Below are 1,257 nucleotides of genomic sequence, written 5' to 3'. Positions count from 1 at the left end.
GTTTAAACAATGCATTTTGCATCTTATTAAGCTGTTATATTTTTCTAGAGTGCGGAGTTAACATCCATACTTTTATGCAATATACGCACTATTAGAATTTGATTGGCTTTATGCTCTTTATAATAAATAACATGACTGCCTTGAGGCCGTTTCCGATATCCTTCCCTGATATAATTACAGCTTACTCCAAGTAATGGTTCATTAGCTAATTGGTGGAAGGCAGCATCCATCAATTTTAAATAATTATTTCTTTGTGCTGTACCCCATGTTAACTGGCTGTATTTGGCTATTTTTATTAAATCTGTCTTAGCTTTACCTGATACTTTAAATGTCGTCATTAGTGATTGTCTTTATCCAACTCAGTAATTAACGAATCATATGAATAATCTGAAACACCACTATTCTCACCCTCAACGAGCATATTGCGTAAATTAAGTATTTTTGTTTCTTGATCTTCTAGCACTCTTAAGCCCGCTCTAACAACTTCACTTGCTGAGCCATATCGGCCAGTGTTAAGTTGCTGATTTATAAATTGATCAAAATGCTCTCCTAATGTTACGCTTGTATTTTTAGCCATAATGTAAAACCTCATAAGTACCAATATATATTGGATTATGGTATAAAAAATATAACAAGGCAATTAAACGGACAAACAAATACAGGGACACTCACCCTAACGAAACCTAAATCCAAGCAACAACGGCATCCTCATATTTTGTGTTCTCAGAGAAGGTTGGTGGCTAAAAGTATCGAAATAGACAGAATTCGGTACTAAAACTGTCAGTTATCGATCTTCAGGCGTGTTGAGTGTGTGTTAGGAAGGGTTTTTACGCGGCAGTGGTGATTTTAAGCCCGGTGCTTCGTTTCCGGTTCAATTTATGGATAGCGTGGGAGTACGATTTCACCTCTCCCACTATACTGGCTCGGTTCTTCTCAAGAGTATTGCAGAGTTTTAGCCACTCTTTCTGTTCAAAGTTCAATTGTTGTAAAACAGGTGGGGCAGAGGCGTCAATCGCGCCGCGCTTATTCGGCTTTATCTGTTTCCCGCTCCAATCGACAAGCTCCAGATAGTCATCCAATCTAAACGGAATGCCTTTAATCAACTCGTTGGTTGGGTTACCAATGAAGGGATGCAGGCAAGGAGGAGTTAACTTGTTCGATTTAAGGGCAGCGAGCCGCTCTTTGACTGAGGTGAAATCAGAGGTTTCAAGTGAGTCTGCCATGCTGGCTCGAATCGGATTTAAATCGACATAAGCC

Annotated in this window: 2 protein-coding genes and 1 pseudogene; all 3 read right to left on the bottom strand. The window is 39.2% G+C overall.

What is annotated here, in order from left to right; genetic code table 11:
• Positions 1-44: 44 nt before the first annotated feature.
• Positions 45-338: a type II toxin-antitoxin system RelE/ParE family toxin gene (locus L4C32_RS20615; RefSeq protein ID WP_428198767.1), complete on the bottom strand. Its 294-nt coding sequence runs from the start codon at positions 336-338 to the stop codon at positions 45-47.
• On the bottom strand, positions 338-577 hold the full coding sequence (locus tag L4C32_RS20610) for a type II toxin-antitoxin system ParD family antitoxin (RefSeq protein ID WP_428198766.1): 240 nt from the start codon (positions 575-577) through the stop codon (positions 338-340). The genes L4C32_RS20615 and L4C32_RS20610 overlap by 1 nt, the downstream gene beginning before the upstream one ends.
• Before the next feature lie 250 nt (positions 578-827).
• Positions 828-1,257: pseudogene (locus L4C32_RS20605) on the bottom strand (hypothetical protein); the annotation flags it as partial.

The sequence above is a fragment of the Aliivibrio kagoshimensis genome, assembly GCF_050337105.1.
Classification (GTDB): Bacteria; Pseudomonadota; Gammaproteobacteria; order Enterobacterales; family Vibrionaceae; genus Aliivibrio_A; species Aliivibrio_A kagoshimensis.
This window is presented reverse-complemented; position numbering and strand designations above follow the sequence as displayed.